Here is a 22482-nt window from a genome sequence, read left to right on the forward strand (position 1 = left end):
ACTTCATTCTCGTGACACTGTCTCGTGACACCGCATTCTCGCCGCGGGTTACCGCCGGGGGCGGACTCCCGCGAGCTGGGGTGCCGTCCCAAGGCGAGACGCAGTGATTAAGTGTCCCTCACGCAAGTGTGTGATCGCGAAAGGGGCTGGTCGGTCGTGCCGGAGCTGAAGCCGTGGCCGCGTGCCGTGCGACTCGCGCGCCGCTCGGTGACCCATCTGTCGGCCCTCCGGTCGCTACGGCCAGGACAGCTCAGGACGTGGCAGGTCACGACGGGTGCCGCCGTGCTGGGCCTGGCCGTCGCGGCCGGGTCGATCGCCGCCGCCGGCCCCTGGGACTCCTCGGGCCAGCGCACGGCGGAACGCGACTGGGCGGCCGAGCGCGAGGCCGAGGGTGGCGCACATCACGGAGACGGCTCCGGGGATACGGGGCTTACCGGCGGTACGGGACGTACGGGTGCCGGGATCCCGAAGGCCGCGCCCAGCGCGCGGTCCGTCCTGACCGCGCTCGGCGCACCGACCGGCGGCGCCCCGGTGCCGACCGAACGGGCGCTCCGTGACGTCCTGGAGCCGCTGCTCGGGGGCGCGCCGCCCGGCACCCGGCGTACCGCCGCCGTCGTGGACGCGGTGACCGGTGAGCGGCTGTGGGGCCGCGACGCGGGCGAGTCGCTGACCCCCGCGTCGACCATCAAACTGGCGACGGCCGCCGCGGCGCTCTCCGCCGCGGGCGCCGACCACCGCATCACCACCCGGGCCGTCGCCGAACCGGACGCCCAGGAGGTCGTCCTCGTCGGCGGCGGCGACCCGACCCTGACGGCCCGCAAGGACGCGGCGGGCAACGCGTCCCTGCGCACCTTGGCCGACGAGACGGCCGACGCCTTGAAGTCCCGGGGTACGAAGGAGGTCAGCATCGGGTACGACACCTCCCTGTACGCGGGTCCGCCCACGCATCCGATCGGACCGAACGAGAACATCGCGCCGGTGAGCGCGCTGATGGTGGACGAGGGTCGACTCGACGACTCATCGGCCGGTACGGCGCCCCGGAGCGCGGATCCGGCGGGGGACGCGGCGCGGAAGTTCGCGGAGCTGCTGCGGGACCGGGGGATCCGGACGAAGGGTGAGCCCGCCGGGGCGAAGGCGTCGGGGCGGGCGGAGGAACTGGGCGCCGTCCAGTCGCTGCCGCTGTCCGCGCTGGTGGAGCGGATGCTGACGTACTCCGACAACGACATCGCGGAGGCGCTGGCGCGGCAGACGGCCGTCGCGGTGGGGGAGCCGGCGAGTTTCGAAGGGGGCGGCAAGGCGGTGCACCGGGCGCTGACCAAGCTGGAACTCCCGCTCGACGGGGCGCGGTTCGCCGACGGCAGTGGCCTGGACCGGGCCGACCGCCTGACGGCCGACCTGCTGACGTCCCTGCTCTCCCGCGCCGCCGACCCCGCCCGCCCCGAACTGCGGACCGTCCTCACCGGCCTCCCGGTCGCCGGCTTCACCGGCACCCTGAGAAATCGTTACGCCGAAGGCCCGGACGCCCCCGGCACGGGGTTCGTCCGAGCCAAAACGGGAACCCTGACCGGCGTCCACACCCTGGCCGGCACCGTGGTCGACGCCGACGGCCGCCTCCTGACCTTCACCTTCATGTCGGACGGCCCCTCGGCCGACCCCACCGCCACCCAATCCACCCTGGACCACCTGGCCACAACCCTGGCCAACTGCGGCTGCCGCTAACCCAAAATTCCCCCCCACCCACCCTCATCAGGTGCCGTTGCCCTCCGGGCGCCTGCGGCGGGCAGTGCCAGGCGTGGCTACGGGGCGCAGCCCCGGTGTTCTTCCTGTTGCGGCGGCTGCGGCGGCGGTTCGGGCGGCCGGGCCGGAAGCCCGGTCTATCTTTCCGCCGCGACGGCGGGACGCGAGGTGGCGCATATCGGCGGTGTCGAGTGGCCGGGTGGGGGCTGGGGCGAAGCCCCGGGGTCTCTTTCCGCCCTGTCATCCCCGAGCGGCCGGGCCGGGGTGGGGGGTTTGGGGCGCAGGCCCGGTTCTGGGGGGTCTGGGGCGCAGCCCTGGGGGCGATTTCCGGTGCGGTGGTGGGGGGCCGGGGCGGAGACCTCGGTGGGGGGTTAGGCCGGGTGGCGGGGAATCCGCTGGGTCATCCCTCACCGTAGGCGGAGCCGACCACGTACCGTTGACGGCATGACGAGCATCGGTGGTGCCGAGATGGTCGACTGGAATCTCGCGGTGGCGACCGCGACCCGGCTCGTACGGCCGGGACCCGAGGTGAGCCGCGACGAGGCCCGCGCCGTCGTCGCCGAGCTGCGCCGGCACGCCAAGTCGTCCGAGGAACACGTCCGGACGTACACCAGGATGGGCGACGAGGATGTGCACGACACGCCGATCCTCGTCGTCGACCGACCAGGCTGGGTCCGGGCGAATGTCGCCGGGTTCCGCGAAATCCTCAAGCCGCTCCTCGACAAGATGCAGGAACGTCGCGGCAGCACCCCGGGCGGCGCCGTACTCGGCGCCGTCGGCGGCAAGGTCACCGGCGTGGAGCTGGGCATGCTCCTGTCGTTCCTGTCGTCCCGGGTCCTCGGCCAGTACGAGACCTTCGCCCCGGCGACCCGCGACCTCCCCGCGGGGGCGAACGGCGGCGGCAGGCTCCTCCTGGTCGCCCCCAACATCGTCCACGTCGAACGCGAACTCGACGTGAACCCCCACGACTTCCGCCTCTGGGTCTGTCTCCACGAGGAGACGCACCGCACCCAGTTCACGGCCGTGCCCTGGCTGCGCGACCACCTGGAGGGCGAAATCCAGTCGTTCCTCGCCGAGACCGAGGTCGACCCGATGACCGTCCTCGAACGCATCAGGGAAGCCGCCCAGTCCCTGGCAGGCGGCCGTACCGACGACGAGGAGGACGAGGGCCGGTCCATCGTGGAGCTGGTTCAGACCCCCGCCCAGCGGGAGATCCTCAGCCGCCTCACCGCCGTGATGTCCCTCCTCGAAGGCCACGCGGACTACGTCATGGACGGCGTCGGCCCCGACGTCGTGGCGTCCGTCGCCGAGATCCGCGAGAAGTTCCAGCAGCGCCGCGCCCGCGGAGCGTCCCGCCTCGACCAGGCGCTGCGCAAACTCCTCGGCCTCGACGCGAAACTGCGCCAGTACCGCGACGGCGAACGCTTCGTCCGCGCCGTCGTCGAACAGGTCGGCATGGACGGCTTCAACCGCGTCTGGACCTCCCCCAACACGCTCCCGACCAAGGCCGAGATCAGCAAACCGGCGGACTGGGTCGCGAGGGTGCACCGTAAGGCAGAGTCCTGATCGCCATGCGGCCGATGGCAGAAGAACGCCCCCGTAATCACCCGTCCGAGGGACCGTGAGCGATGGGTAGGCGTGCAATGCTCGGGGAACGGCTCGGCTCTGTCACCATCGACACACTCTGAGTGACCGGGCGGGACGGGAACAGCGGCCCGCGACGGTGACTCAGGGACCGATCGAGACACCCGAGCCACACCCCCCGAACTTCACGAAGGGAACCGGACATGGGTCCCCATCCTGCGGTCGCGGCGATACGCCTGGCGGTCCGCCGCGTACTCCACGACGTCCTCACCGAACACGCCCAGCGCTCCGACACCGCCTCAGCCTCCGACACCGCCCGGCGCTCCGACTCCGGCCGAGCCTCCGACGCCGCCGCCGAACACCACGGCGCCGCCACAGCCCCCGGCATCCCCGGCGCCTCCTTCCCGGCCGGCTTCCCGTCCCGTACCGGAACACCCACCCGCAGTGCCCCGTCCGCCGCCCCCCGCGACGCGCGGTCCCCCCTCGTGCTCGTCGCCTGCTCCGGCGGCGCCGACTCCATGGCGCTCGCCTCGGCCCTCGCCTTCGAAGCCCCCAAACTCGGCATCCGCGCCGGTGGGATCACCGTCGACCACGGTCTCCAGCCCGGCTCCGACCACCGAGCCGCCGACGTCGTCGCGCGGCTCACCGCGCTGCGCCTCGACCCGGTCGACTCCGTCGCCGTGACCGTCGGCCGCGGTGGCGGGCCAGAAGCCGCCGCCCGCGACGCCCGGTACGCCGCCCTGGACGCCGCCGCCGAACAGCACGGCGCCGCCGCGATCCTGCTCGGCCACACCCGCGACGACCAGGCCGAAACCGTTCTGCTCGGCCTGGCCCGCGGCTCCGGCATCCGCTCCTTGTCCGGCATGGCCGCGGTCTCGGGGGCCGGCGGCCGTTATCGGCGCCCCTTCCTCCACCTCGACCGGCAGACCGCCCGCAAGGCGTGCCTCGTCCAGCATCTGCCCGTCTGGGACGACCCCCACAACGCCGACCCCGCCTACACCCGTTCCCGGCTGCGCCACGAGGGCCTGCCCGCCCTGGAGAAAGCTCTCGGCAAAGGCGTCGTCGAGGCCCTCGCCCGTACGGCCCAACTGTCCCGCGACGACGCCGACGCCCTTGACTCCTGGGCCGCCCAGGCCGAGAGCGCCGTACGCGACCCCGCGGGCCGGCTGGAGTGCGCCAAGCTGTTCGCGCTGCCGCCCGCCGTGCGCCGCCGCATCCTGCGCCGCGCGGCCATCGACGCGGGCGCACCGGCCGGTTCGCTCTTCGCCCGTCACATCGAGGAACTCGACCGCCTGATCACCGGCTGGCGCGGCCAGGGAGCCATCAATCTCCCGGGCAAGGTCGTCGCCCAGCGGCAGGGTGGCAGACTGGTGATTCGGCAAGGCTGAGACGAGCCCGCGTCAGCGGCGGCTCAACCGGCGGCTCGGACGACCGAAAGTGATGCGGGTGGACGCGAAAGACATGGGCACCGACCTCAAGTCGGTGCTCATCACCAAGGAAGAGATCGACGCCAAGCTGGCGGAACTGGCCGCGAAGATCGACGCGGAGTACGCGGACAAGGACCTGCTGATCGTCGGTGTCCTCAAGGGTGCCGTGATGGTCATGGCGGACCTGGCGCGCGCGCTGTCCACCCCGGTGACCATGGACTGGATGGCCGTGTCGTCGTACGGCGCGGGCACCCAGTCCTCCGGCGTCGTCCGGATCCTCAAGGACCTCGACACCGACATCAAGGGCAGGCACGTCCTCGTCGTCGAGGACATCATCGACTCGGGGCTCACCCTGTCCTGGCTGATCTCCAACCTCGGATCGCGCGAGCCCGCGTCCCTCAAGGTGTGCACCCTGCTGCGCAAGCCGGAGGCCGCGAAGGTCGCGATCGACGTGGAGTGGGTCGGCTTCGACATCCCCAACGAGTTCGTCGTGGGATACGGCCTGGACTATGCCGAGAAGTACCGCAATCTCCCCTTCGTCGGGACGCTCGCGCCCCACGTTTACGGCGGCTGAACCGTCCCGCGTCGTATCGTCGGGAACTCGGTGGGACACCGGCGGGAAACTCGTCGGGAACCCAAACCCGGTTCCCGGCGTTGGAGCATGCGAAGACGGGTTCGGCAACCGTCCCCTGCGGCTTCGGGTGACAATGCTGGGGTACCGTCCGAAGAGCAGTCTTCAAAACAGTCTTTATCAATCTCACTATGGCAGGAGGGACGGGGCGACACCGCTCCGTATGGATGGACGTGAAGCGATACTTCCGTGGGCCGGTCATGTGGATCGTGCTGGCCGTCCTCGCCGTGGTCGTGTTGATGCAGGTCGTCGGTTCGTCCGGCGGCTACAAGACGGTGGACACCGGCCAGGTCATTCAGGCGATCAGTGACAACAAGGTCAAGTCGGCCAAGCTGACCACAGGTGACGAGCAGACCATCAAGGTCGAGCTGAGCGGCACCAACAAGGTCGAAGGCAGCCAGAAGATCCAGGCGAGCTACATCGGCACCCAGGGCGCCGACCTCGCCAAGACCTTGCAGGACAAGTTCCAGAGCAAGCAGATCGCGGACGGGTACACCGTCTCGCCGTCGAAGCAGAACCCGTTCGTCGGGATCCTGCTCTCGCTGCTCCCCTTCGTCCTCATCGTGGTCGTCTTCCTGTTCCTGATGAATCAGATGCAGGGCGGCGGCTCCCGAGTCATGAACTTCGGGAAGTCCAAGGCCAAGCTCATCACCAAGGACACCCCGAAGACGACCTTCGCCGATGTGGCGGGGTCCGACGAGGCCGTCGAGGAACTGCACGAGATCAAGGAGTTCCTCCAGGAGCCGGCGAAGTTCCAGGCCGTCGGCGCCAAGATCCCCAAGGGCGTCCTGCTCTACGGCCCGCCCGGTACCGGCAAGACGCTCCTCGCGCGCGCCGTCGCCGGTGAGGCCGGGGTCCCCTTCTACTCGATCTCCGGTTCCGACTTCGTCGAGATGTTCGTCGGTGTCGGTGCGTCCCGGGTGCGCGACCTCTTCGAGCAGGCCAAGGCGAACGCCCCGGCGATCGTCTTCGTCGACGAGATCGACGCCGTCGGACGGCACCGCGGCGCGGGCCTCGGCGGCGGGCACGACGAGCGTGAGCAGACCCTGAACCAGCTCCTGGTGGAGATGGACGGCTTCGACGTCAAGGGCGGCGTCATCCTGATCGCCGCGACGAACCGGCCGGACATCCTCGACCCGGCGCTGCTGCGCCCCGGCCGTTTCGACCGGCAGATCGCGGTCGACCGCCCGGACATGATCGGCCGTCTGGAGATCCTCAAGGTCCACCAGAAGGGCAAGCCGGTCGCCCCGGACGTCGACCTGTCGGCCGTCGCGCGGCGCACCCCGGGCTTCACCGGCGCGGACCTCAGCAATGTGCTCAACGAGGCCGCGCTGCTGACCGCCCGCAGCGACCGCAAGCTCATCGACAACGAGATGCTGGACGAGGCGATCGACCGCGTCGTGGCGGGCCCGCAGAAGCGGACCCGGATCATGTCGGACAAGGAGAAGAAGATCACCGCGTACCACGAGGGCGGACACGCCCTGGTCGCGGCGGCATCTCCGAACTCCGACCCGGTCCACAAGATCACCATCCTGTCCCGGGGCCGCGCCCTGGGGTACACGATGGTCCTCCCCGACGAGGACAAGTACTCGACCACGCGTAACGAGATGCTCGACCAGCTCGCGTACATGCTGGGCGGGCGCGCGGCCGAGGAACTGGTCTTCCACGACCCGACGACTGGCGCGGCCAACGACATCGAGAAGGCCACGACCACCGCACGCGCGATGGTCACGCAGTACGGCATGACCGAGCGGCTGGGCGCGATCAAGTTCGGTGGTGACAACACCGAGCCGTTCCTGGGCCGTGAGATGGGGCACCAGCGCGACTACTCGGAAGAGGTCGCGGCCCTCGTCGACGAAGAGGTCAAGAAGCTCATCGAGAACGCGCACAACGAGGCGTGGGAAATTCTCGTGGAGAACCGTGACGTCCTCGACAACCTGGTTCTTCGGCTCCTGGAGCGGGAGACGTTGGGCAAGGAGGAGATCGCCGAGATCTTCGCCCTGATCGTCAAGCGCCCGGCCCGCCCCGCGTGGACCGGCTCGTCACGGCGTACGCCTTCGACCCGCCCGCCGGTGCTCTCCCCCAAGGAGCTGTCGCTGACGAACGGTTCGGCCCCCGCGGTGACCGCGGGCGCCACGACCGACGTCACCCCCGTGGTGCCGCCGACCGAGGCGTCCCCGTCACCGGAGGAACGGCGCCCGGAGAGCTGACGGAGCGGCCCTTACGGCCGTCCCACCAGGCCCGGAATGGATGCCGCGCCCCCCAGGTTCTAGCCTGGGGGGCGCGGCATTTCCGCGTGCCCGCACGGCACGGCACCACAGGGGGGCACGGACGACACCCCCGGCCCCCGCACAGGAACGAGGCAGACCATGACCAACCCCGTGACGCTGGACGGCGAGGGCGCGATAGGCGAGTTCGACGAGAAGCGCGCCGAGAACGCCGTCCGGGAACTCCTGATCGCGGTCGGCGAGGACCCGGATCGGGAGGGGCTGAGGGAGACGCCGGGGCGGGTGGCACGGGCGTACCGGGAGATCTTCGCGGGACTGTGGCAGAAGCCGTCGGATGTGCTGACGACCACGTTCGACCTCGGGCACGACGAGATGGTCCTGGTGAAGGACATCGAGGTGATGTCCTCCTGCGAGCACCACCTGGTCCCGTTCGTCGGGGTCGCGCACGTCGGGTACATCCCGTCCGTGGACGGCAAGATCACCGGACTGTCGAAGCTCGCCCGCCTCGTCGACGTCTTCGCCCGCCGCCCGCAGGTGCAGGAACGGTTGACCACGCAGATCGCGGACTCCCTGATGGAGATCCTGGAGCCGCGCGGGGTGATCGTGGTGGTCGAGTGCGAGCACATGTGCATGACGATGCGCGGGGTCCGTAAGCCGGGAGCCAAGACGATCACATCGGCGGTACGCGGCCAACTCCGCGCCCCGGCCACACGGAACGAGGCGATGAGCTTGATCATGGCGCGGTGACCTGCGGTCGGCTGACCGGATGGGGTTCGTGGGGGGCTCGGTTGTCCCTGATGCCGCCGGACACTCGCCGTCGTGGCGGGCCGCCGCTGCGGCGGATTTCAGCGCCGGTGGATCGGCAGGTCCCTGGCGTCGGATGGTCGTCGTGGTGGTTGGGCGTCGCTGTGGCGGATTTCGGCGCTGGTGGGTAGCGGGTCGCTGGTGTCGGTGCGGCGGGCGAGGTGCTGTGGCCGGGGTCGTTTCCGTCGGTGTCGGACGGTCGTCGTCGTGGCGAGCCGCCGCCGCGGATCTCAGCGTCGGTGGGTAGGCAACTCCCTGGCGTCGGAGCGCCCGGGCGGATGCTCTGGCCGGGGTCGTTCTCCGATCGCGTCGGGCACTCGCCGTCGTGGCGGATTCAGTGCCGGTGGATCGGCAGGTCCCTGGCTCGGCCCGCCGACGACTAAACCCGTTCCGGCGACCAGGACATACCGGTAACTGAAGCCCGTCGTATCAGGCCGTGTTGTCGTCTTCGTCTTCCGGGAGTTTGCAGACTCGTTCCAGGAAGAATGCCGCCGCTATCACGGCGATGCCGGCGACTACCGAGAAGCCGGCGTAGAACGCCTGGTCGCGGCGGGTCGGGATGTCCAGGGAGCCCAGGAGGAAGACGCCCGTACCGCCGTAGAGGCCGGAGACCAGGGCGGCCACCAGGGCGCTGGCCTGGCCGAAGACGACGGCTCGGGCGGCCATCAGCGGGTCGACACCCTTGGCGCCGGGGCGCCGCTCCCGCTGGGCCCGCAGCCGGGACCGCAAGGAGAGCGCGGTCGCGAGAAGGACCACGGCGATGACCGCCAGGACGATGGGGGCGGCGATCGGGACCCTCGGCAGCGTCCCTACCGAGTCCCAGAGGCGCGCGCCCGCCCAGGACACCACGCCTGCCACCACGAACAGGCCCGCCAGGGTCCTCAGGCGCAGCTCTTTCACGTCGTCCCTTCGTCGCCCTCGTCTCCATAGACCTTAACGACTACTCGGGCAGCCGGAGTTCCAGGTCGCCGCGGGGCGCTACACCGTCACGGGTGACCATGCCGAGCAGCCGGGCGACGGGCCCCCGGCCGGGCAGTTTGGCCTCCGGTTCGACATCGGCCCAGGGGGCGAGGACGAACGCCCGCTCGTGCGCGCGCGGGTGAGGCAGCGTGAGCACCGGATCGTCGGAGACCACATCGGCGTACGACACGATGTCCACGTCGATCGTGCGGGGGCCCCAGCGCTCGTCCCGCACCCGGTGGAAGGCTTCCTCCACGGCGTGCGCCCGCTCCAGGAGCGAACTGGGCGGGAGGGTGGTCTTCACGACCACGACGGCGTTGAAGTACGTCGGCTGCGAGTCGGGGTCGACACCCCAGGGCTCCGTCTCGTACACCGGCGAGACCGCTTTGACGCGCAGGCCCGGGGTGTCCTCCAGGGCGTCGATGGCGCCCTGGAGTGTCTCCAGGCGGTTGCCCAGATTGCTGCCCAGGGCGATCACGGCACGCTGCGGGTTGCTCAGGGTGGTGTCGGCGGCGTCCACTTGCGCCACCACGGACGCGGGCACCGGCTGGACGGTCGGGTCGCTCTGCCCCTCGGCGAAGAAGGTCATACTCGGCTCCGGGTGATGGTGACGGTCACGTCGTCGAACGGAACGGTGATCGGCGCGTCCGGTTTGTGGACGCAGACCTCGACCTCCTGGACCCCGTCGTGCTTCAGACAGGTCTGGGCGATGCGCTCGGCCAGCGTCTCGATCAGGTTGACCGGCTCGCCCTCCACGACGGCCACGGTCTCCTCCGCCACGATGCCGTAGTGCACGGTCTTCGCCAGGTCGTCGCCGGCCGCAGCGGGCCGGGTGTCCAGGCCCAGGACCAGGTCCACGATGAAGGTCTGGCCCTCCTCGCGCTCCCGGGGAAAGACACCGTGGTGCCCGCGAGCCTTCAGGCCGCGCAGCGCGACACGATCCACGCGAATCACTCCTGCAATCGTCGTTGACAGCCGGTTCGTGCCGAGTGCGGTCGGTGCGGTCGGTACACCGGCTGCGATCGAATCTACCTGCGAGCACTGACAGTGCCCGCCCGCGGGTGCCGGGTGCTCCGCGCGGGCGACGGGACGCCGCCCGGCGGAACACGGCTGCTCACGGCCGGGGAGCCGCCCCTACCCAGGGCAGGGGGCGACCAATCCCACGACCAGTTCCACGGAGGCACCTACCCACTCAGGACGGTGTGTCGTCCGTCTCGTCGTCACCGGTTTCGGCGAGTACGGGTGACGCGTGGTGCGACCAGAGCTTCCAGCCGTCGGGTGTGCGGCGGAACACGTTCGTGGCGACCACGAGCTGTCCGACGAGTGGCCCGAGTTCCTCGCCGCCCTCGGGCGCGGGCCCGCCGCTGAGGATGTTCTCGGTGCAGGTCACCAGGGCGGTGCCGTCGAAGACGGAGACGTGGACGTCGGTGAGGAAGAACTGGATGTACTCGGTGTTCGCCATGATCAGCGCGTACGACCGCAGGACCTCGCCGCGGCCCGTGAGGACCGGCCAGCCGGGGTGGACGCAGGAGATCGCCGGCTCGTCACCGGAGGCACCGGAGTCATCGGATTCACCGGACACATCAAAGGCATCCGAGTCATCCGAGTCGCCGGAGTCGTCGTATGCATCGGATTCGTCGGGTTTGCTGGATTCGCCCGAGCCTGCCGGGAGGTCGGCGGTGCTCAGCCAGAGGTCCGACACGGTGTCGAAGTCGCCCTGTTCCATCGCCTCGTAGAAGGCGGTGTTGGCGCGTTCGACCTGTTCGAGGTCGGTGCCGGGTGTGTTCACCGGGCGGCCTCGACGGCCCGTGCGACGCGTACGGCGTCCGCGGTGGCCCGTACCTCGTGGACGCGGACCGCCCAGGCGCCGCGGTGCGCGGCGATCGCGGAGACCGCGGCGGTCGCGGCGTCGCGTTCGCGCGCGGGCGGGGGCGCGCCTTCGGGGCCCGCGAGGATACGGCCGAGGAACCGTTTGCGGGAGGCCGCGACGAGGACCGGGTGGCCGAGGGCGCGCAGCCGGTCCAGATGGGCGAGCAGGGTCAGGTCGTGGTCGGCGTCCTTGGAGAAGCCGAGGCCGGGGTCCACGACGATGCGGTGGGGGGCGATGCCGCCGGCGATGACGGCCTCCACGCGTGCGTGCAGCTCGTCCACGACCTCCGTGACGACATCGGCGTAGGTGCCGCGCACCTTGTCGCCCTCCAGGAAGCCGCGCCAGTGCATGACGACGAAGGGGGCGTCGGCCGCCGCGACGGCGGGCACCATCGCGGGGTCGGCGAGGCCGCCGCTGACGTCGTTGACGAGGGCGGCCCCGGCGGTCAGGGCCTGCTCGGCGACGCGGGCGCGCATGGTGTCGACGGAGACGGTGACGCCTTCCGACGCGAGGCCCCGGACGACGGGTATGACGCGGCGCAGTTCCTCGGCCTCGTCCACGCGGGTGGCGCCGGGGCGGGTGGACTCGCCGCCGACGTCGACCAGGTCGGCGCCCTGGCCGACCAGGTCGAGGCCGTGCTTGACGGCGGCCGTCGTGTCGAACCAGCGACCGCCATCGGAGAACGAGTCCGGCGTCACATTGACGACGCCCATGACCGCGCAGCGGTCCCACGCGGGAAGCCCGTCGATCCGGCCGCGCCCCTGGAAGGTACTCATGGCCTCCAGCCTAGGCCCGGGTACGGGGTGCGCCCCACCGGTGCGCCCCGCTGATCTGCCCCGCCGATGTGCCCCACCGCGCGGGCGCCGGTGCCGGTCATGCCGGTCATGCCGTCCGGGCCTCCCGGTCCGGGTGGCCGTGGGCGCACGGGCGCCGGGTGCGGTCACGGGGGCGCAGCAGGCGCGGCATGCCGACGTTCACGAACCCCTCGGCGCGCATCGCGGCGAAGCCGATCCGGGGGAGGTCCCTGGTGTGCCGGAAGACCACGAAGCGGGGCTCCCAGCGGGGGCGGAACTTGGCGTTGAAGCGGTACAGGGACTCGATCTGGAACCAGCGCGAGAGGAACACCAGCAGACCGCGCCAGGCGCGCAGGAACGGGCCCGCGCCGATCTTCTCGCCGCGCGCGAGCGCCGCGCGGAACATCGCGAAGTTGAGCGACACGCGCGCGATGCCGAGTCCGGGGGCGGCCTGGAGGGAGGCCACGATGAGGAGTTCGTTCATCCCCGGGTCGGCGGAGCGGTCGCGGCGCATGAGGTCGAGCGAGACGCCGTCCGCGCCCCACGGCACGAAGTGCAGGACGGCCCGCAGATCGCCGTAGGGCCCGTACTCGGTGACAAGGGCGTCGGCCTTGTGGGCGGTCGCGATGAGGCAGTCCCCGTCGGACGCGTCGCCGATGCGGCCGAGCGCCATCGAGAAGCCGCGTTCCGTGTCGGTGCCCCGCCAGGCTTCGGTGGCGCGCCGGATCCGCTCCAGCTCCTGGTCACCGAGGTCACGGACGCGCCGTACCCGGGTCTCGTAGCCCGCGCGTTCGATGCGTTTCACCATCTGGCGCACGTTTCGCATCGCGCGCCCGGACAGGGAGAAATCCGCGACGTCCACCACCGCCTCGTCCCCCAGTTCGAGGGCGTCCAGGCCGGTCTCGCGGGTCCATACCTCGCCGCCGGTCTCCGAGCAGCCCATCACGGCGGGCGTCCAGGAGTGCGCCTTTGCCTCGTCCATGAACCGTTCGATGGCGCCCGGCCATGCCTCGACGTCGCCGACGGGGTCACCGCTGGCGAGCATCACGCCGGAGACGACGCGATAGCAGACGGCCGCCTTGCCGCTGGGCGAGAAGACGACGCCTTTGTCGCGGCGGAGCGCGAAATGGCCGAGCGAGTCGCGCTGCCCGTGCCGCTCCAGGAGCGCCCGCAGCCGGATCTCGTCGTCCTTCGTGAGCCGGGCGGCGGGGTGTTCGGGCCGGAAGGCGAGATAGATGGTCGTGAGGGCCGTCAGCAGGCCCAGCGCGCCGAGTGAGGCCGCGACGGTCCATGAGGTGCTGCCGGTGTAGTCGACGGGCCCCTCGACGCCGAACAGGCCGTACAGGACGTGTTCGAGGCGTTCCGCGAGGCTCGGGTCGCCGACCACGCGCTTGGGGTGCACGCTGACGATCAGCAGGCCGAGGAGGAGGGAACCGGCGCCCATGAGGACGAAGTTGGCCAGCGCCCGCCAGCGGCTGCGCGGGTCGGGCAGTGCGGCGAACTCACTCCGATGGCGCAGCAGCAGCGCGAGCAGCGTGAGCGAGATCAGGACGCCGATGACCGAGTGCCGGTAGGCGAACTGGGCGACGGCCCCGGCGGGGAGCAGCACCACGGCGGCCCGCCAGGCGCGCCTTTTGTTGCGGCGCAGCCCGTGCGCGAGGAGCAACAGCAGGACGCCCACGCTGATCGCCAGGGCGGCGGCGAACGGTCCCATGGCGCCCGGGAGCACCTCGGCGATGGCGTGCATGCGGCTGTGCCGGAAGCGCGGGAAGACGCCGGCCGCGATGTCCAGGAGGCCGACGAGGGTGGATGCCCCGGCGACCAGCGCGGGGACGGACTCGGGCCGCGGGCCGCGCGGGACGACCGTGCGCAGGGCGTGGCGTACGCGCGCGTAGTGGCGCGTTCCCGGATCGGATACGGACGGAACCCTGTCCGGCATTTCGCCATCTATCCTGACAGACATCGCATCCCGTAGTTCTGTGAGAGACCTTGATCCGGGGCCGGGTCGGCATCCGGTGCTGTGGCGCCCTCTAGGACGGTGCTTCAACGGGGCCGGTTCACTCCAGAACCGGAAAACCAGTGGAAAAACAGACAGATAAACGGGCATGAAACAGGCGGAAATGCTACAGCTGACACAGGGCTGACAGCACAGGCGGGAAACACCGGATGGGTCTCACGAGCAACAAGGTGCTGGCGTTGACGGCGGTGCTCGCCGTTGTGCTGTTCTTCGGCACGATCTGGATCTGGCCGCGGCTGGCGCGAAGCACCTGGCGGGCCGTCATCGGGCGCGCGGGGCTGCTGCTCGCGACCCAGTTCATGATCTTCGCGACGATCGGTGTCGCCGCCAACCAGGCGTTCGGGTTCTACGCCTCCTGGGCCGACCTCTTCGGTCAGGAGAAGGGGCAGGGTGTCGTCACCGACTACGGCTCGACCCGCACCCACGCGCCGCTGCGTCTCTCGGGCACCCAGACGGTGAACGTCTCGGGCGGTGCCAGCCCGGACGTCGGCGGCCAGATCCATCAGGTCGACATCATCGGCCCGGTCTCCCACATCGCCACACCCGCGTACGTGTATCTGCCGCCGGAGTACTTCCAGCCGAAGTACCAGAACCGTAAGTTCCCGGCCGCCACCATTCTGACCGGTTACCCGGGAACCGCCAGCGCGCTCATCAAGGGCCTGCAGTACCCGCAGACCGCACACCAGTTGGCGGAGGCCGGCCAGATGCCGCCGATGATCCTGGTGATGCTGCGGCCCACCGTGGCGCCACCGCGCGACACCGAGTGCGTCGACGTCCCGAACGGCCCGCAGAGCGAGACCTTCTTCGCCAAGGACCTGCCGGACGTCGTGTCGAGCCACTACCGCGTCGACCGCAGGCCGGGCTCCTGGGGCATCATCGGCGACTCGACCGGCGGCTACTGCGCACTGAAACTCGCCCTGCACCATCCCGAGGTGTACGCCGCCGCGGTGGGCCTGTCGCCGTACTACCAGGCCGCGAGCGACCCCACCACGGGTGACCTCTTCCAGGGGAACCAGGACTTGAGGAACCGGGCGAACCTCATGTGGTTCATGCAGAACATGCCGCCCCCGCGCACCTCCCTGCTCGTCACCACCAGCAAGCAGGGCGAGCACAGCTATGGCGACACGATGAAGTTCATCGACCTGGTCCGATCAAAGCCGCCCACGCGTATCGCGTCGATCGTCCTGGACAGCGGCGGCCACAACTTCAACACCTGGCGCAGGGAAATCCCGCCGGCGATGGAATGGATGGGCACGAGACTCGCCGACCGGTAGTCCCGTTGCTGCCTAACTGCCGCTCACCGTCTCCAGCGCCACCTCGGCCCGAGAAACATCCCGAGCCTCCGCCACAGTCGAGCGCCGCAGCGCCTCATGCAGACGCGCCGGCGTAAGGACCCCCAGAAAGCGCCCCTCGCTGTTCTCGTCGACCACAGCGATCCACCCGGCGTCATGCTGAAGCATCGTCGCGAACGCCTGCTTCAGCGACGCCCCCAACGGCAACCAAGCCTCCATCCGCCGCGCAGCGCCCCGCACCGTGCCCTCACGCCCGCGCGCGTGCTCCTCGGAGATCCAGCCGTGCAGGTTGTCGTCGCCGTCCAGGACGACCGCCCAGCGCGCGTCCAGCTCCCGGGGCAGCGGGTCGTCCAGGTGCACGACGGGCGGCTGCTCCAGGTCGCTCTCCTCGATCGGCGTCACCGACAGCCGCTTCAGACCCCGGTCCGCGCCGACGAAGTCGGCCACATAGTCCGTCGCCGGAGCGCCGAGCACGGTCGTCGGGGTGTCGAACTGCTCGATGCGCCCGTTCCCGTACACCGCGATGCGGTCGCCGAGGCGGACGGCCTCCTCGATGTCGTGTGTGACGAACAGCACGGTCTTGCGTACGGACTGCTGGAGCCGCAGGAACTCCGACTGGAGCCGTTCGCGTACCACCGGGTCGACCGCGCCGAACGGTTCGTCCATCAGCAGGACCGGCGGATCGGCCGCCAGCGCGCGGGCGACGCCGACGCGCTGGCGCTGCCCGCCGGAGAGTTGCTCGGGGTAGCGGCTTCCGAAGACGGCCGGGTCGAGGCCCACCAGATCGAGGAGTTCGGCGGCCCGCTCTCGCGCCTTGGACCGCTTCACGCCGAGCAGATGCGGCACCGTCGCGGTGTTGTCGAGCACGGTCTTGTGCGGAAAGAGACCGACCTGCTGGATCACATAGCCGATACGGCGCCGGAGTTCCACGGGATCGGCTTCCGCTATGTCGTCGCCGGACAGGAATATCCGCCCGCTGGTCGGCTCGATGAGCCGGTTCACCATCTTCATGGTCGTGGTCTTCCCGCAGCCCGACGGGCCCACGAGCGTGACCAGTTCACCCTCGCTGACCTCGAAGGACAGGTCGTCGACGGCGGTGGTGCCGTCGGCATAGCGCTTCGTGACGTTCTCGAACCGGATCATGGGTCCCCATTGTGGTGCGCGAATTGTGAAGGGCATGTTGCGCCCGTACGACGGCTCTCGGTGATTGTCAGTGCTCGGGGTTAGGGTCGCCAGAACGACCGAATACCAAGGTTGACAGATGCGTGCGCGATGCGATGCGGGGGAGGTGGGCCGGGATGAGTGAACAGAACTGCATGGTGGCGAACGACTGGATCTGCGGGGAATACGTGCGCTCCCGCAGTCAGGAACTGATCGACGCCACCGTCCAGCACATCGGGATCACCGTGGCCTCGGTCGCCATCGGGGTCGCCGTCGCGCTGCCGCTGGCCCTCCTGGCGCGCCGCCGCCGCGCGCTCGCCGGCCCGATCCTCGGCGTGACGACCGTGCTGTACTCGGTCCCGTCGCTGGCGATGTTCTCGCTGCTGCTGCCCGTCTTCGGCCTCTCCGCGGCCCTGGTCGTCACCGGCCTCGTGCTGTACTCGCTGACGATTCTGGTGCGGAACATCGTGGTGGGCCTCCAGGCCGTCCCCGAGGACGCCCGCGAGGCCGCGCGCGGCATGGGGTACGGCCCGCTGCGGCTGCTGTGGGAGGTCGAACTGCCCCTGGCGCTGCCCGCCCTCCTCGCGGGCGTCCGGATCGCCACGGTCTCGACGGTCGCCCTGACCACGGTCGGCGCGATCGTGGACTACGGCGGCCTGGGCACCCTGATCCTCGACGGCCTGGACACCTCCTTCAAGTCCCAGGTGCTCACCGCGTCCGTGCTGTGCGTGCTGCTCGCCGTCGTCGCGGACCTGCTGCTGCTCGGCCTCCAGCGGCTGCTCACCCCCTGGACCCGGACGAACCGCCGCCCCCGCGCGCGTACCCTCACCGGCGCCCGAAACGACGCCCGTACCGGCGCCCGTACCGATGTCGAGAAGGCGGCCGAACCGGCATGAACGCGATATCCGGTGCCTACGACTGGCTGACCGACGGTGCCAACTGGCAGGGCGACAAAGGCGTGTGGCACCGCCTCGCCGAGCACCTGTACTTCAGCGGGGTCGCCCTCGCCGTCTCCTGCGCCATAGCGCTGCCGCTCGCACTGTGGCTCGGCCACATCGGCCGGGGCGGCGCGCTCGCCGTGAACATCTCCAACGTGGGGCGCGCGGTGCCGACCCTCGCCGTCCTGGTGCTGCTCACCCTGACGCCCCTCGGGGAGCACGGCGACCTCCCCACGCTGATCGCGCTGGTGCTGTTCGCGGTGCCGCCGCTGCTGACCAACGCGTATCTGGGGATGCGTGAGGTCGACCGCGCGGTCGTCGAGGCGGCCCGGGGGATGGGCATGAACGGCCGGCAGGTGTTCTCCCGGGTCGAACTGCCCCTGGCGTACCCGCTGATCACCGCGGGCGTCCGGTCCGCCGCCGTGCAGGTGATCGCCACCGCGACGCTCGCCGCGATGGCCGGCGAGGGCGGCCTCGGCCGGATCATCACCGCCGGATTCAACCTCCAGAACACCCCGCAAGTGGTCGCGGGCGCCCTCCTCGTGGCGGTGCTCGCGCTCCTCGTGGAAGCGGTCCTCGTCATCGCGGGCCGCCTCTTCGACCCGATGCGGGGGCGCGCGGGCGCGACGCGATGAGACACCCGTACGGGACATGGGCGCCGCGCCGCGCCCTCGGCCGACGATTTATGACGATCTACACGTGTACACGCGCATGCCTGCGCACCCCTGACAACGCGAACGGATGACGCGAGATGAACAGTTGGACACGGAACAGCACCACGCGCGTGAGAGCGCGCCGGACCGCCGTCGCCGCCGTCGCCGTGGCGGCGCTGACGGCCGGGCTCGCCGCCTGCGGCGGGGACAGCCTGGAGAGCGACGGCGACTCCGGCAGCACGGGCGGCGGCAAGAAGGGCTCGCTCGTGGTGGGCGCGGCCGGCTTCACCGAGGCCAAGGTCCTCGCGGAGCTGTACCGGCAGGTGCTCAGCGACGCCGGATACTCCACGTCGGTCAAGACGGTCGAGAACCGCGAGATCTATGAACCGGAGCTCCAGAAGGGCGCGATCGACGTCGTCCCCGAATACGCGGCGACCCTCGCGGAATTCCTCAACCTGAAGCAGAACGGCCCGGACGCCGAGCCGGTGGCCTCCAGCGATCTTGACGCCACGGTCACCGCGCTGAAGAAGCTCGCCGAACCGCAGGGCCTCAAGGTGCTGCCCGCCGGAGAGGCCGTCGACCAGAACGCGTTCGCGGTGAGCGCGGAATTCGCCAAGAAGCACAACCTCAAGACCCTTTCGGATCTGGGGAAGTCGGGCGAAAAGGTCAGGATCGCGGCCGGTGACGAATGCGAGACGCGGCCCTTCTGCGCGCCGGGTCTGAAGAAGACGTACGGCATCGACGTCACCGGAATCGACCCCAAGGGCGTCGGTACCACGCAGGCCAAGCAGGCCGTCAAGAACGGCACCGACCAGCTCGTGCTGACGACCACCACCGACGCGACCCTGAAGAACTTCGACCTGGTCCTCCTTGAGGACGACAAGAAGCTCCAGAACGCCGACAACATCCTCCCCGTTGTGAACGCCAAGGACGCGGGTGACAAGGAGATCGCGGACATTCTGGGGAAGTTGACGCGCACGCTCAGCACGGACGATCTTGTGGAACTCAACCGCAAGGTCGACGCGGAGCGTCAGAAGGAGGCCGATGTGGCCAAGGCGTATCTGGAGTCGAAGGGACTGATCAAGAAGTAATGCCGTACGGGTGCCGGGTTTTTACCGTGCGGGGCAGCAACATTCCCCTACGCGCGGTAAGTTTCTGGCCATGCCACGTGGACGTCACCGTCATTCCCCACCGTTGCACCGGATGCTGCCCCCCTCAGTGATCGCCGGAGCCTCCGTCGTCTGCGCCGCGGGCGCCTGGCTGGTAGCGGAGCCCGTGGTGCTCCGCGCGTTGGCCGGGGGCGCCGCGGCGGCGGCCGTCGTGGGTTCGGTCATGATGCGCCGCTGGGACCGGGTGGCGGGCCGGCGCGTCGCCGAGCTGATACGGGCCCGCGCCGGCGACGAGTGGCGTTTCGACGAACGGGTGGCCGAGGTCGAGGGCGACCTGGAGGAGTCCCGCGAACTGCGGGGCAAGCTGGAGCAGCGACTGCGCGCCAAGCGCTCCGAACTGGCATCACTGCGCAATGAACACGCGGCGCTGCTACGGCGGTACGCGACGGCGGAGACCGAGCGGGCCACCGCCCTCGAAGGGCGCCGCAGGCTCGCCATCGAGGCGGCGGCCCCGGCGAAGGAACTGCCCGCGGCCGAGGGCACAGGCACCGACTCCGACTCCGACGACACCAGTGGCGACACCGGTGCGACGGAAGCGGTTCCTCCGCTCGCCCCGCTGTACGCGCGGGCGAACGCCGCCCTGGAACGGCTCGGGCGGCCCCCTGGCACGGAGGACGACGGTCCGGGTAAGGGCACGCCGGGGGCCGGTGACAAAGGCGTCGACGCTGACAAAGGCGCTCACAATGCCAAGGGTGACAAGGGCGGCCGGGGCGAGAAGAGCGGCAAAGGCGACGGGAGTGGCAAAGGCGCCGTAGCCAAAAGCCTTGCGAGCAAGGGCGGTTCACCGAAGACGCGGGCGGCCGACACTCAGCACGCCGACGCCCAGCACACCGACGCCCAGCACACCGACGTACCGCAGACCGACACGCCCCAGGCGGCCGACATCCAGGCCGCCGACACGCAGGCCGACGCCCATGAGCGCACCGCCGCGTCACCCCCGCGCGCCGGTCACTTCAACGTGCCCACAGCCGCGGCCGTCGTCGCCCCGGCGCCGACGCGTCGGCGGTCGGTCGAGGGCGGCTTCGACTTCTTCGGCACCAAAGGCGAGCCCCAGCCCGCCGCCCTGGAGGCCGTGCGGAACCAGGATCTCGCCGATGTCGTCGGCGAGGAGGCACTCGCGGTGCACAAGGCCGAGGCCGAGTCGGAGTTCAAGCCGTCGAGCGACGCCGAGCGCGGGATCGGTCAGGTCATCGACCTGACCGCGCACGACGAGACCGAGCCGATCGACGTCGAAGGGCTCAGGTCCGCCCTCCAGGCGTGACCCCGAGCCACCCGAGCCTCACGCCATCCATCGCTCGGGCCGCGCGGTCAACCGTCCCGTACGGGACCGTTCCGCCTGCGACCGCAGCATCTCCGCGGCCTCCTGGGCGTCCCTCTGGTGGGCCGGCACGGACTTGTTGGCCCCGGTCTCCACATGGACGTCCGCGAGGCCGTGGAGCCGCTGCCAGGGCCCTTGCAGGAGCCGTACGCTCTGCACCTTGGCGTGCGGCACCAGCGACAGACTGCGCCGCAGCAGCCCATGGCGGGACGCGAACACCGTGTCCGTGACGGCCAGTCCGTAACCGCGCCACCACAGCGGCATGCACCAGCGGGCCCGGCGCGGCGGCCTCGACAGCTCGCGCGGCACCCGCACGCCGGGCAGGATCCGCCCGATGATCTCCTCGGCCAGGGCGCGCGGTGCCACCGGCATCAGCACGGAGTTGGACGAGCCCGCCACATCGAGTTCGACCCGGACCCAGTCGCGCCGGCGCCACAGCAGCGGCTCCACGATCCGTACCGTCTGCACCCGGCCGGGCGGCACGGTCTCGTGCGCACGGTCGAGGAGGCCGTGGTCGAGGCGGAGGCCGTCCGGTGACTCGCCGACCGTCCAGTCGTACTCGGTGATGAACCGGCCCACGCTGTTCGCGCCGACACCGCCCAGCAGGGGCAGCGCGGTCGCGAGGACCGTCCACAGGTTGTGGGTGGCGTACCAGAGGAACGTCGGCACCACGGCCGCGCCGATCAGCATCGCCCAGGGCGCCCCGCTGAGCAGCACGGACACGGCGAGCATGCGCGGCGGTACATGCGCGATCTGCCGTACGGGAGCCTCGCCGACCTCGTGCGCGGTCTCGGGCGCGAACCCGGCGGCGCGGGCCAGGAGTTCGGCGCGCAGGGCACGCGCGTGCCGCTCGCCGAGGTACGCGAGTTCGTCCTTCTTGTCCGTGCCGATGACGTCGATCTTGAGCTTCGAGACACCCGCGACACGGGCCAGCAGGGGCTGCGTGATGTCGACGGCCTGGATCCGGTCCAGCCGGATGTGCGCGGTGCGCCGGAAGACGAGGCCGGTGCGGATGCGCAATTCGGTGTCGGTGACCGAGAAGTGCGTCCACCACCAGGACAGGAAGCCGTAGAGCGCGGCGGCCACGGCGATCGCGGCGATCGCGGTCAGCAGCGTGGTCGTGGTGAGCTGGGTGAGGCGCCGCTGCGCCTGGTCGGGGTCGTGCACGGCCCATCCGGCGAGCACGGCGAACGGTGCCCACGCGCGCCGGAAGGGCGTCACGGGGTGCAGCCGCCGCTCCACGGGCCCGCCGTCCTCCTCGGCGAGAGGCACCGCCACCGGCGCCCCTTCGGTCGGCCCCGTCACAGCCCGGCCGATCGCGCTTCGCCCAGCTCCGTCAGCCGGTCGCGCAGGCGTTCCGCCTCCTCGGGCACGAGGCCCGGGATGAGGGCGTCCGTCGCGGCGGCGGCCGTGTGCAGCTGCACGCTCGCGAGGCCGAAGTACCGCTCGAAGGGGCCCGACGTGACCTCCACGAGCTGCATCCTGCCGTACGGCACCACCGTCTCCTCGTGCCACAGGACACCCCGGCTGATCAGCAGCTCGTCCGCGCGCTCCGCGTACCGCCAGGAGCGCCAGTTGCGGCCCAGCATCGGCCAGCCCCACAGCAGCAGGGCCAGCGGCAGCGCGGCGAAGGCGGCCCAGACCGGGCCCGCCGTCAGCCAGAGCAGCACCCCGGTTCCCACGGTCAGCGGCACCAGCCACAGCACGAGCAACAGCCGTCGCATCCGCAACAGCCCTGGTGGCAGCGGCGTCCACACCGGTTCGCCGTCCTGGCGCGGTGGATCGGGTATGCCGCCGTGCGGCGCGCTCCCGGCCTTGTCCATCGCCCCGCCCGGCGCCGTGCTCCCGGTGCCGCCCGTCCCCGCGCTCCCCGTCTCCATGCCGCAAGCGTACGTAGGG

Annotated in this window: 20 protein-coding genes; 11 read left to right on the plus strand and 9 right to left on the minus strand. The window is 70.7% G+C overall.

Annotated elements, in window-relative coordinates:
• Window positions 1–156: 156 nt before the first annotated feature.
• The 6 genes from dacB (at window position 157) to folE (ending at window position 8354) form a co-directional block, all read left to right on the plus strand.
• Window positions 157–1719 carry a D-alanyl-D-alanine carboxypeptidase/D-alanyl-D-alanine-endopeptidase gene (gene dacB, locus ACFVT5_RS26280; RefSeq protein ID WP_389892758.1) on the plus strand — a complete coding sequence of 521 codons (1563 nt, stop codon included), beginning with the start codon at window positions 157–159 and terminating at the stop codon, window positions 1717–1719.
• Between the two features lie 462 nt (window positions 1720–2181).
• Entirely contained in the window at window positions 2182–3303 is a 1122-nt protein-coding gene (locus tag ACFVT5_RS26285) for a zinc-dependent metalloprotease (protein WP_389892761.1), read from the plus strand.
• 221 nt (window positions 3304–3524) lie between these two features.
• The gene (gene tilS, locus ACFVT5_RS26290; protein ID WP_389892765.1) at window positions 3525–4709 is read left to right on the plus strand and encodes a tRNA lysidine(34) synthetase TilS; all 1185 of its coding nucleotides are present in this window, start codon (window positions 3525–3527) and stop codon (window positions 4707–4709) included.
• A gap of 52 nt (window positions 4710–4761) precedes the next feature.
• Window positions 4762–5322, plus strand: coding sequence for a hypoxanthine phosphoribosyltransferase (gene hpt / locus ACFVT5_RS26295; RefSeq protein WP_389892768.1), 561 nt, complete (start codon window positions 4762–4764; stop codon window positions 5320–5322).
• Between the two features lie 224 nt (window positions 5323–5546).
• On the plus strand, window positions 5547–7589 hold the full coding sequence (ftsH, locus tag ACFVT5_RS26300) for an ATP-dependent zinc metalloprotease FtsH (RefSeq protein WP_389892771.1): 2043 nt from the start codon (window positions 5547–5549) through the stop codon (window positions 7587–7589).
• A 159-nt stretch (window positions 7590–7748) separates the two neighbouring features.
• Window positions 7749–8354 carry a GTP cyclohydrolase I FolE gene (folE, locus tag ACFVT5_RS26305; RefSeq protein ID WP_389892774.1) on the plus strand — a complete coding sequence of 202 codons (606 nt, stop codon included), beginning with the start codon at window positions 7749–7751 and terminating at the stop codon, window positions 8352–8354.
• 486 nt (window positions 8355–8840) lie between these two features.
• Here the strand turns inward: folE and ACFVT5_RS26310 are convergent, their stop codons facing one another.
• The 6 genes from ACFVT5_RS26310 to ACFVT5_RS26335 all read right to left on the minus strand — a co-directional run bounded on the left by ACFVT5_RS26310 (window position 8841) and on the right by ACFVT5_RS26335 (window position 13998).
• Window positions 8841–9311, minus strand: coding sequence for a DUF3180 domain-containing protein (locus ACFVT5_RS26310; RefSeq protein WP_389892777.1), 471 nt, complete (start codon window positions 9309–9311; stop codon window positions 8841–8843).
• 40 nt (window positions 9312–9351) lie between these two features.
• Window positions 9352–9960: a 2-amino-4-hydroxy-6-hydroxymethyldihydropteridine diphosphokinase gene (gene folK / locus ACFVT5_RS26315; RefSeq protein WP_389892780.1), complete on the minus strand. Its 609-nt coding sequence runs from the start codon at window positions 9958–9960 to the stop codon at window positions 9352–9354.
• Window positions 9957–10316, minus strand: a complete 360-nt coding sequence (gene folB, locus ACFVT5_RS26320) for a dihydroneopterin aldolase (protein WP_389892782.1) — start codon at window positions 10314–10316, stop codon at window positions 9957–9959. The genes folK and folB overlap by 4 nt, the downstream gene beginning before the upstream one ends.
• Before the next feature lie 247 nt (window positions 10317–10563).
• Window positions 10564–11160 (minus strand): nuclear transport factor 2 family protein, encoded by a 597-nt coding sequence (locus ACFVT5_RS26325; protein ID WP_389892785.1) that lies wholly within the window; start codon window positions 11158–11160, stop codon window positions 10564–10566.
• Window positions 11157–12017 (minus strand): dihydropteroate synthase, encoded by an 861-nt coding sequence (gene folP / locus ACFVT5_RS26330; RefSeq protein WP_389892788.1) that lies wholly within the window; start codon window positions 12015–12017, stop codon window positions 11157–11159. The genes ACFVT5_RS26325 and folP overlap by 4 nt, the downstream gene beginning before the upstream one ends.
• A gap of 106 nt (window positions 12018–12123) precedes the next feature.
• On the minus strand, window positions 12124–13998 hold the full coding sequence (locus ACFVT5_RS26335) for a phosphatidylglycerol lysyltransferase domain-containing protein (protein WP_389892791.1): 1875 nt from the start codon (window positions 13996–13998) through the stop codon (window positions 12124–12126).
• A 203-nt stretch (window positions 13999–14201) separates the two neighbouring features.
• Here ACFVT5_RS26335 and ACFVT5_RS26340 point away from each other — a divergent pair, with 203 nt between their 5' ends.
• Complete coding sequence (locus ACFVT5_RS26340; RefSeq protein WP_389892794.1) at window positions 14202–15326, plus strand: alpha/beta hydrolase; 1125 nt, start codon at window positions 14202–14204, stop codon at window positions 15324–15326.
• A gap of 12 nt (window positions 15327–15338) precedes the next feature.
• Here ACFVT5_RS26340 and ACFVT5_RS26345 read toward each other — a convergent pair whose 3' ends face one another.
• Window positions 15339–16487 carry an ABC transporter ATP-binding protein gene (locus ACFVT5_RS26345; protein ID WP_389892797.1) on the minus strand — a complete coding sequence of 383 codons (1149 nt, stop codon included), beginning with the start codon at window positions 16485–16487 and terminating at the stop codon, window positions 15339–15341.
• A 155-nt stretch (window positions 16488–16642) separates the two neighbouring features.
• On the opposite strand from ACFVT5_RS26345, the gene ACFVT5_RS26350 reads away from it, so the two are divergent.
• The 4 genes from ACFVT5_RS26350 (at window position 16643) to ACFVT5_RS26365 (ending at window position 20526) form a co-directional block, all read left to right on the plus strand.
• Window positions 16643–17401 carry an ABC transporter permease gene (locus tag ACFVT5_RS26350; protein ID WP_389892800.1) on the plus strand — a complete coding sequence of 253 codons (759 nt, stop codon included), beginning with the start codon at window positions 16643–16645 and terminating at the stop codon, window positions 17399–17401.
• Complete coding sequence (locus ACFVT5_RS26355; RefSeq protein WP_389892803.1) at window positions 17398–18078, plus strand: ABC transporter permease; 681 nt, start codon at window positions 17398–17400, stop codon at window positions 18076–18078. Before ACFVT5_RS26350 ends, ACFVT5_RS26355 begins: the two co-directional genes overlap by 4 nt.
• Window positions 18079–18194: 116 nt before the next feature.
• Window positions 18195–19187 (plus strand): ABC transporter substrate-binding protein, encoded by a 993-nt coding sequence (locus tag ACFVT5_RS26360; RefSeq protein WP_389892806.1) that lies wholly within the window; start codon window positions 18195–18197, stop codon window positions 19185–19187.
• Window positions 19188–19299: 112 nt separating this feature from the next.
• Entirely contained in the window at window positions 19300–20526 is a 1227-nt protein-coding gene (locus tag ACFVT5_RS26365; protein WP_389892809.1) for a hypothetical protein, read from the plus strand.
• An 18-nt stretch (window positions 20527–20544) separates the two neighbouring features.
• On the opposite strand, the gene ACFVT5_RS26370 is transcribed toward ACFVT5_RS26365, so the two are convergent.
• Together ACFVT5_RS26370 and ACFVT5_RS26375 are read right to left on the minus strand one after the other, a co-directional pair.
• Window positions 20545–21861: a PH domain-containing protein gene (locus ACFVT5_RS26370; RefSeq protein ID WP_389892812.1), complete on the minus strand. Its 1317-nt coding sequence runs from the start codon at window positions 21859–21861 to the stop codon at window positions 20545–20547.
• A 23-nt stretch (window positions 21862–21884) separates the two neighbouring features.
• On the minus strand, window positions 21885–22463 hold the full coding sequence (locus ACFVT5_RS26375) for a PH domain-containing protein (RefSeq protein ID WP_389892815.1): 579 nt from the start codon (window positions 22461–22463) through the stop codon (window positions 21885–21887).
• Between the last annotated feature and the right edge of the window lie 19 nt (window positions 22464–22482).

Origin of the sequence: Streptomyces sp. NPDC058001, from assembly GCF_042886315.1 — a bacterium.
Taxonomy (GTDB): domain Bacteria; phylum Actinomycetota; class Actinomycetes; order Streptomycetales; family Streptomycetaceae; genus Streptomyces.